7 protein-coding genes and 1 pseudogene are annotated in these 8,218 nt (G+C 68.6%); 2 read left to right on the top strand and 6 right to left on the bottom strand.

Annotation, left to right across the window (positions count from 1 at the left end):
* Both MKW14_RS36050 and MKW14_RS36045 read left to right on the top strand, forming a co-directional pair.
* Positions 1 to 1,028, top strand: a 1,028-nt coding sequence (locus tag MKW14_RS36050) for a deaminase (protein ID WP_240870303.1), incomplete at its 5' end; no start/stop codon positions are given.
* Positions 1,029 to 1,162: 134 nt separating this feature from the next.
* Positions 1,163 to 1,429 carry a hypothetical protein gene (locus tag MKW14_RS36045; protein ID WP_374116645.1) on the top strand — a complete coding sequence of 89 codons (267 nt, stop codon included), beginning with the start codon at positions 1,163 to 1,165 and terminating at the stop codon, positions 1,427 to 1,429.
* Between the two features lie 37 nt (positions 1,430 to 1,466).
* Here MKW14_RS36045 and MKW14_RS36040 read toward each other — a convergent pair whose 3' ends face one another.
* The 6 genes and pseudogenes from MKW14_RS36040 to mmsA form a co-directional block, all read right to left on the bottom strand.
* Entirely contained in the window at positions 1,467 to 1,667 is a 201-nt protein-coding gene (locus tag MKW14_RS36040; RefSeq protein WP_240870299.1) for a DUF397 domain-containing protein, read from the bottom strand.
* Positions 1,664 to 2,029 (bottom strand): annotated as a pseudogene (locus MKW14_RS36035) (Scr1 family TA system antitoxin-like transcriptional regulator); the annotation flags it as partial. The pseudogene MKW14_RS36035 and the gene MKW14_RS36040, both read right to left, overlap by 4 nt.
* Before the next feature lie 237 nt (positions 2,030 to 2,266).
* Complete coding sequence (locus MKW14_RS36030) at positions 2,267 to 3,991, bottom strand: pyridoxal phosphate-dependent aminotransferase (RefSeq protein WP_240870297.1); 1,725 nt, start codon at positions 3,989 to 3,991, stop codon at positions 2,267 to 2,269.
* Positions 3,992 to 4,175: 184 nt separating this feature from the next.
* Positions 4,176 to 5,354 (bottom strand): aldose epimerase family protein, encoded by a 1,179-nt coding sequence (locus tag MKW14_RS36025; protein ID WP_240870294.1) that lies wholly within the window; start codon positions 5,352 to 5,354, stop codon positions 4,176 to 4,178.
* Between the two features lie 57 nt (positions 5,355 to 5,411).
* Positions 5,412 to 6,656, bottom strand: coding sequence for a multiple monosaccharide ABC transporter permease (mmsB, locus tag MKW14_RS36020; protein WP_240870293.1), 1,245 nt, complete (start codon positions 6,654 to 6,656; stop codon positions 5,412 to 5,414).
* Entirely contained in the window at positions 6,653 to 8,206 is a 1,554-nt protein-coding gene (gene mmsA / locus MKW14_RS36015) for a multiple monosaccharide ABC transporter ATP-binding protein (protein ID WP_240870292.1), read from the bottom strand. Before mmsA ends, mmsB begins: the two co-directional genes overlap by 4 nt.
* Between the last annotated feature and the right edge of the window lie 12 nt (positions 8,207 to 8,218).

The following is an 8,218-nucleotide window of genomic DNA, read 5'->3' as shown; positions in this document are numbered from 1 at the left end:
CCCGCAGGGCCGCGGCCCGCAAGGCGGCGGCCCGTCCGAAGCCGCGCGCCAAGCCCCGCTCCCAGCCGAAGCCACGTCCCAAGCCCTCGCAGGTGAAGCGGGCGGTGAAGAAGGTCGCGCGGGAGGTACGGGACGAGGCTCGCGAGACGGCGAAGGACGAGGCCCAGAACGCCGTTTGCGAGGCCAACAGCTTCGTCCCCGGTACCCGGGTGCTGATGGCCGACGGCTCGACGAAGCCGATCGAGAAGGTGCGGGCGGGTGACAAGGTCCTCGCCACCGACCCCAGGACCGGCGGCACCTCCGTCCAGACGGCCACGGCGACGATCACCGGCAAGGGCACCAAGCACCTGGTCCGGATCACGCTGACGGTCCATGACGGCAGGTCCGCCGCCAAGCCCACCACGGTCACGGCGACGGCCGGCCACCCCTTCTGGGTGCCGTCCCTCCGCGAATGGATCGACGCCGGCGAACTGAAACCGGGCCAGTGGCTCCAGACGTCCTCGGGCACCTGGGTCCAGATCGGCGCGGTCGAGGCGTGGACGGCCCGGAGCACGACGGTCCACAACCTGACGGTCACGGACACCCACACGTACTACGTGCTGGCCGGGGCGACCACACTCCTGGCCCACAATTGTGGTTGGAGCGAACTGGCGGCCTATCGCGCGCGCGAGGGGATGCCTGCTCGCGGCAGCGAGGACGACACCTTCACCGCCGCGCGCCTCCAGGTGGGCGGACAGGTCTTCTTCGGCCGGAATGCGCATGGCCGTGCGGTTGACATCAGGGTCAACGCCCAGACCAAGACACATGCGGAGGCGGATGTATTCCAGCAGGCGAAGGACGCCGGAGCCACGGGCGACCTGGCCGTCCTCCATGTGGACAGGGATTTCTGTCGCTCATGTGGCGCGACCGGTGGTGTGGGGTCCCTGATGCGGGGGCTGGGAGTGCAGGAGTTGCTCGTTCACACACCCTCCGGGATCTTTACGGTCAACGCTGTTCGGCGACCATCCACACCGAGACGTCTGAGGTGAAGAGTTTGTTCACGTTGTCCGGAGACGATCGGTCCGGCAATCGGACGGCCGACTGGGAGGTCGAGGATCCCACGCCGGAGCGGATCAGCAGTGCGATCAGGGATCTCGACGGCCACCGGTACACGGAGGTTTCGTTGAGCGAGGACGAGCCCTTCCGCTATCTGTCGGTCGCGGGCGGCCCGGAGTTGTACCTCGTGACCGGTGAGGGGGCGGACGGAGAGATCCTCCAACTGCACGAGCCCGCAGCCGGTTCCCAGAGCGTCGAACTCGTCTGTGGTGGCCAGATGGGTGTGTTCCCACGGAGGGATCTGGTGACCCGCGAGCAGGTCCACAGCGCGGTGTCGGATTTCCTGAACGGATTCCCCGATGGCCTCGGCGAGTCGTGGTCCGTGGACCAGTAGTACGGAGAAGGTGACGCCCGGTACCGGGGACGGCTCCCTATCGCATCGCGGAGGGAGCCGTCCCTGCGTGGGTCACGAAGGCCTCCCATGCGTGGGGGGAGAGGGTGAGGTCGGGGGCTCGGCGGTCCTTGGAGTCCCGGACGTGGACGGTGGCGGGGGTTATGGCGACCTCGACGCAGTCGCCGTCGCCTCCGCTGCTGTAGCTCGACTTGAACCAGGAGAGTTCGCCGGTCGTCATAGGTCTCCTCGCATCCGCTGCAACAGGCTCAAGGAGTCCGTGAGAGTGAGAGCCTGTGACCGCATCCTGGCATACCGCCGTTGGAGGACGCTGACCTCTTTCGGCTCGGAGATGAGCAGACCGCCTCGCTGCCCCTCGCAGTAGGCGAACCACTGGTTCTCCGGCGTCTCCAGCAACTGCACGGGACCGTCCAGCCCTGCGTGCGTCTCCTGCCGCGTCGGCATGATCTGGATCTCGACGTTCCGCAGATCGGCCATCCCCAGTACATGGTCGATGAGTTCACGCGTGACCTCGGTACCGCCCGTCCGTCGGTGGAACAGATGCTCCTCCAGGATGAAGCCGAGCCGAGGTCGACCTGCCCTCGGGCCGGATCAGACCGTCGGCATGACGGCGATGCGCGGGGCGGCGGCGGTGAGGTTGAGGGCCTGTGAGATCACGATGCTGCCGCCCTGCCCGACGGTGGACTTGCCCACGCCCATCGGGCCGACGTATTCGGTGCCAGGAGACGACTGAAGAGCAGCGCGCCGGAAGGTGCGGCGTACGGAGCGGAGTAGGACGGGCCCGCCCCGGCCGACGCCGTCAGCCGGGGCGGGCGGACACTACGCCCCGGCCGCGTTGGGCCAGCTCTGCGCGTTCGGCCATCCCGTGGCCGGGGCCGGGGCGAGTCCGGGGGCGGTCATGCCCCGGACCTGCGCCGCCGTCAGGCCGCCGCGGGCCGGAACACCCGGCGGCGTGGGCCCGGTGGGCATCGCGGCGGCCGGAGCCATCGGCGCGGGCGCCGGAACGGGTGTCGGCGCCGGCAGGGGAGCAGGGGCCGGCAGGGGCGCAGGGGCGGGCATGGGGGCCGGCGCCTGCACGGGGACCGGTGTCGGCATCGGCGCCACCGGCTGCGGAGCCGGCATCTGGGCGATCCCCGGCATCTGGCCGGCGGAGGGCATCTGCGCGACCGAGGGCATCTGGGTCACCGAGGGCAGCTGCGCCGCCGCCGGCATCGGCATCCCGCCCCCGACGCTCCCGCCCTGCGCCGGCGCCGCCGCCGCGGCGACCGCAGGCATCGGCATACCGGACCCGCCGAGCGAACCCCCGACGGCCATCGCCGCGAGGCCCTGCATGCCCGCCCCGTTGGTCGCGCTGACGAGGCGGTCCACGGCCGCCGTACCCGAGCTGTAGCTGGTCCCTGCGCTCAGCTCGGGTACGGCGGCTCCCCTCCTGGTCCCGTAGAGCACCTGTTCCAGGCCGGACACCAGGCGACGCACGTCCACCTGGGGGCGCACCACGAGTCTCAGGAAGCGGCTGGACGAACCGATCTTGTTGCCGCATTCACGGACCAGGATCCGGTGCTCGGTGAGCATCCGGTCCCGGACCACGGTCCCCTCGGCGCCGACGGGCAGGCGCACGAAGAGGAAGTTGCCCTGCGAGGGGTAGACGGTCAGGCCGGGCAGCGAGGACAGCTGGCCCGCCATGTCCAGCCGGTCGCGGCGGACCTGCTGGAGGCTCTGCGCGTACTCCGCGCCGTGCTCCTTGAGCATGAACACCACGTGCTCGGCGAAGGAGTTGAGGTTCCACTTCGGCAGCATGGAGCGGACCCGCCCGGCCAGCGCCGGGTTGGCGACGAGGTAGCCGAAGCGTATGCCGTGCAGACCGAAGTTCTTGCCGAGGCTGCGCAGGACGATCACATTGGGCCTGAGCATGGCCTCCTGGACGACCGACGGCTCGGCCTCCGCGTCCGCGAACTCCAGGAACGACTCGTCGACGACGATCAGGTCGAGGTCGGCCATGGCGTCCATGAACTGCACCAGCGCGTGCTTCGGCAGAAACCCGCCGTCGGGGTTGTTCGGGTTGCAGATCACCGCGACCCGGGTGCCGCGCTTGCGGATGAACTCGGCGTACTGGGCGAGGTCCAGGGCGAAGCCGCCCGATTCCTGCAGCGGGAACATGTCGACCCGCTTGCCGGTCTCCATGGGCTGGTCGGTCCAGCGGCCGAAGGTGGGGACGGGGATGGCGAGGGACTCCCGGACCAGCAGATGGTCGATCCAGGTGATCAGCTCGGTCGAGCCGTTGCCCATCGCCACGCACTGCGGCGGAAGTTGCAGCAGTTCACACAGTTCGGAGGTGATCGTGTCGGCGCTGCTCGGGTAGTAGGTGACGATCTCGCGCAGCCGCGCCGCCATCTCCTCGAACATCGCCGGGGTGGGGAAGTACGGATTGCAGGGGATGCAGAAGTCCACCGGGCCGGTCCCGTCGCCGCCCTCACGCGTCAGCGCCGCCATCGACGGGCTGTGTGCCGCGGTGCTGCGGAACAGCGAGGTGACGTTGTCGGCCATGGAACCTCCGTATGGGGCGGGCCCGGTGGGGACGACCGGGCCCGTCGTGTTGGGTGGCCCGCGCGGGGGAGCACGGGCCACCCATGGATACGGAGTCGCCAGTGGCGACGTTCAACGGATGTGAAACTAGTGTGACTTAGGGAACCGGACCTTCCTGTTCTGCGTCCCGGCCCGGTGCCCGTCGTCACACGCCGAACGAGTGGACCGTCGACGTCCGGTAGGTCTGTCCCGGGCGCAGCACCGTCGACGGGAAGTTCGGGTGGTTCGGCGCGTCCGGGAAGTGCTGCGTCTCCAGGCACAGGGCGTCGCCCTGGCGGTAGGTGCGGCCGCCGGTGCCGGTGAGGGTGCCGTCGAGGAAGTTGCCGGAGTAGAACTGCAGGCCCGGCTGGTCGGTGGCGATCTTCAGGGTGCGGCCGGAGTGCGGGTCGCGCAGCGTCGCCACGTGCTCGGGCCTGGACGTGATCCCCTTGTCCAGGACCCAGTTGTGGTCGAAGCCCTTGGCCTGCACCTGCTGGACGTGGCCGGCGCGGATGTCGCGGCCGATCGTCTTGGCCTTGCGGAAGTCGAACGGGGTGCCGGCGACCTTCGCCAGCTCGCCGGTCGGGATCAGGCCGGAGTCGGTGGGCGTGTAGCGGGAGGCCGCGATCGTGAGCTCGTGGTTCTCGATCGTGCCGCTGCCCTCGCCGGCCAGGTTCCAGTAGACGTGGCTGGTCAGGTTGACGACGGTGGCCTTGTCGGTGGTGGCCTCGTAGTCGATGCGCCAGTCGCCGTGCCGGGTGAGGGTGTAGGTCACCTTCGCCCGGAGCGTGCCCGGGTAGCCCATCTCGCCGTCGATGCTGGTGTAGTGCAGGTGGAGGCCGACGTCGGAGCCCTTGGTGAACGGCTCGACGTCCCAGATGTGCTTGTCGAAGCCCTGGGTGCCGCCGTGCAGGTGGTTGACGCCGTCGTTCACGGACAGCTGGTGGCTCTTGCCGTCCAGGGTGAACCGGCCCTTGTCGATGCGGTTGCCGTACCGGCCGATCAGGGCACCGAAGTACGGCGTCTTGGCGACGTAGTCCTCGATGTTGTCGAAGCCGAGGGAGACGTTCGTGTAGTGGCCGTGCCGGTCGGGGATCTCCAGCCCCTGGACCACACCGCCCCAGTTGAGGACCCGCAGCCGCGTCCCGCCGTTCTCCAGCGACCAGCGGTAGACCTTCGTGCCGTCGGCCAGCTTGCCGAAGAGCTCCTTCACCGGCTTCTTTCCTCCCGAGGTGGCCTGTGCCCCCGCCGCGGCAGCGGCTGATGTCGCTGTCGTGCCGAGGGTGGTGGCGGCGATGCCCGCCGCCGCGGCTCCAGCGATGACCGTGCGTCTGTTCAGTTCCATGTGCGGCTCCCATGAAAGGGTGGGGCCCCGCCGTTTCCGGCGGGGCCCGAGCTGACGTTACGAACCGGACTTGCGCTTGTTCCAGACGTCGAAGCCGACCGCGGCCAGCAGGGCGAGGCCCTTGATGACCTGTTGCCAGTCGGTGCCGACGCCGAGGAGGTTCATGCCGTTGTTCAGCACACCGAGGACGAGACCACCGATGATCGCGCCGAGGACGGTTCCCACACCGCCGCTCATGGACGCGCCACCGATGAACGACGAGGCGATCGCCTCGAGTTCGAAGTTCAGGCCCGCCTTCGGCGAGGCCGCGTTCAGACGGGCGGCGACCACCAGACCCGCCAGGGCCGCGAGCACGCCCATGTTCAGGAAGACGTAGAAGGTGACCTTCTTGTCCTTGACGCCGGACAGCTTCGCGGCCGGCAGGTTGCCGCCGATCGCGTAGATGTGCCGGCCGAAGACCGCGTTGCGCATGACGTAGCCGTAGCCGACCACCAGCACACCGAGCACGATCAGGATGATCGGGGCGCCGTTGTAGCTGGCGAGCAGCATGGTCAGGGCGAGGATCGCGGCGACGATGGCGACCAGCTTGAGCAGGAAGAGGTTCCTAGGCACCACGTCGAGGGAGAACTCCGCCTGCCGGCGCCGGTCACGGACCTCCTGCCAGACCACGGCCGCGATCAGCACGATGCCGAGCAGCAGCGTGATGTTGTGGTAGTTGGTGTTCGGGCCGACCGCCGGCAGGAAGCCGTTGCCGAGCTTCTGCAGACCGTTCGGGAACGGGCCGAGGGTCTGGCCCTTGAGCAGGATCTCCGTCAGGCCGCGGAAGAGCAGCATGCCGGCGAGGGTGACGATGAAGGACGGTATGCCGAAGTAGGCGATCAGCACGCCCTGTACGGCGCCGGCCACCGCGCCCATCAGCAGGCACAGCAACAACGCGACCGGCCACGCCACCCCGTGACTGACCGTCAGCACGGCCGCGAACGCGCCCACGAACGCGGTGAGTGAGCCGACCGAGAGGTCGATGTGCCCGGCGATGATGACCAGCATCATGCCGATCGCGAGGATCAGGATGTAGCTGTTCTGCAGCACCAGGTTGGAGACGTTGCGCGGCAGCAGCAGGTCCCCGCCCGTCCAGATCTGGAAGAGGACGACGATCAGGCCCAGCGCGATCAGCATGCCGTACTGGCGCATGTTGCGGCGCAGCCCGCCCAGCACCAGCTGTGCCAGGCCCGCGCCGTCGCCCGAGCCGCCCTTGCCCGGCGGCGGGGCCGCCGAGACCTTGTCGGTGACGTCCGTGCTCATCGCGATACCTCTTTGTCCTTTGTCATGTGGCGCATCAGCACTTCCTGCGTGGCCTCGGCCCGCGGGACCTCACCCGTCAGCCGCCCGGCGGCCATCGTGTAGATGCGGTCGCACATGCCGAGCAGCTCGGGCAGTTCGGAGGAGATGAAGACGACCGCCTTGCCCTGGGCGGCCAGCTGGTCGATGACCGTGTAGATCTCGTACTTGGCGCCGACGTCGATACCGCGCGTGGGCTCGTCCAGGATCAGCACGTCCGGACCCGCGAAGATCCACTTGCTGAGGACGACCTTCTGCTGGTTGCCGCCGGACAGCTTGCCCACCGGCTCGAAGACGGTCGGCGCCTTGATGTTCATGGACTTGCGGAAGCCCTCGGCGACCTGCCGCTCCTCGTGCTCGTCGACCACGCCCCGCTTGGCGACCTTGGTGAGCGCGGTCAGCGAGATGTTGCGGTTGATGGTGTCGATGAGGTTGAGGCCGTAGTGCTTGCGGTCCTCGGTGACGTACGCGATGCCGTTGTCGACCGCCTCCGAGACGGTCTTGGTACGGATCTCCGTGCCGTCCTTGAGGACCGTGCCGCCCGCGTACCGGCCGTAGGTGCGCCCGAACACGCTCATCGCGAGTTCGGTGCGGCCGGCGCCCATCAGGCCCGCGATGCCCACGATCTCGCCGCGGCGCACGTTGATCGAGACGTCGTCGACCACCTTGCGCTGCTGGTCGATGGGGTGGTGCACGGTCCAGTTGCGGATCTCCAGCGCGGGCGCCGCGTTCGGGTCCGCCGCCTCGTGCGGGGTGCGCTCGGGGAAGCGGTGGTCGAGGTCGCGGCCGACCATGCCGGAGATGATCCGGTCCTCGGTGGTCTCCTTCGCCTTCACGTCGAGGGTCTCGATGGACCGCCCGTCGCGCAGGATGGTCACCGAGTCGGCGACCTTGCGGATCTCGTTGAGCTTGTGGGAGATGATGATCGAGGTGATGCCCTGCTTCTTCAACTCCAGGATGAGGTTGAGGAGTTTGTCGCTGTCCTCGTCGTTCAGGGCCGCGGTCGGCTCATCCAGGATGAGCAGCTTGACCTTCTTCGACAGCGCCTTCGCGATCTCCACCAGCTGCTGCTTGCCCACGCCGATGTCGGCGACGCGGGTCTCCGGGTGGTCCTCGAGACCGACCCGGCGCAGCAGTTCGGTGGCGTGCCGCAGGGTCTGACGCCAGTCGATGAACCCGCCCTTGGCGTGCTCGTTGCCGAGGAAGATGTTCTCCGCCAGGGAGAGGTAAGGCGACAGCGCCAGCTCCTGGTGGATGATCACGATGCCCCGGTGCTCACTGGCCCGGATGTCCTTGAACTCGCAGACCTCACCCTCGAAGAGGATCTCGCCCTCGTAGGAGCCGTGGGGATGGACGCCGGAGAGCACCTTCATCAGGGTGGACTTGCCGGCGCCGTTCTCCCCGCAGATGGCGTGGACCTCGCCCTGACGGACGGTCAGTGTGACGTCCGACAGCGCCTTCACGCCGGGAAAGGTCTTGACGATAGAGCGCATTTCCAGGACGGGTCCCGCCATGGTCGTGCCTTC

The sequence above is a fragment of the Streptomyces gilvus genome, assembly GCF_022513565.1.
GTDB lineage: Bacteria > Actinomycetota > Actinomycetes > Streptomycetales > Streptomycetaceae > Streptomyces > Streptomyces gilvus.
Note: the sequence above shows the minus strand (reverse complement) of the source record. Positions and strands in the feature narration are given on the sequence as shown.

Excerpts from the sequence above, each read along its gene's own strand:
- mmsB (WP_240870293.1), bottom strand. The coding sequence starts at position 6,656 with ATGAGCACGGACGTCACCGACAAGGTCTCGGCGGCCCCGCCGCCGGGC.
- mmsA (WP_240870292.1), bottom strand. The coding sequence starts at position 8,206 with ATGGCGGGACCCGTCCTGGAAATGCGCTCTATCGTCAAGACCTTTCCC.
- MKW14_RS36030 (WP_240870297.1), bottom strand. The coding sequence starts at position 3,991 with ATGGCCGACAACGTCACCTCGCTGTTCCGCAGCACCGCGGCACACAGC.
- MKW14_RS36025 (WP_240870294.1), bottom strand. The coding sequence starts at position 5,354 with ATGGAACTGAACAGACGCACGGTCATCGCTGGAGCCGCGGCGGCGGGC.
- MKW14_RS36040 (WP_240870299.1), bottom strand. The coding sequence starts at position 1,667 with ATGACGACCGGCGAACTCTCCTGGTTCAAGTCGAGCTACAGCAGCGGA.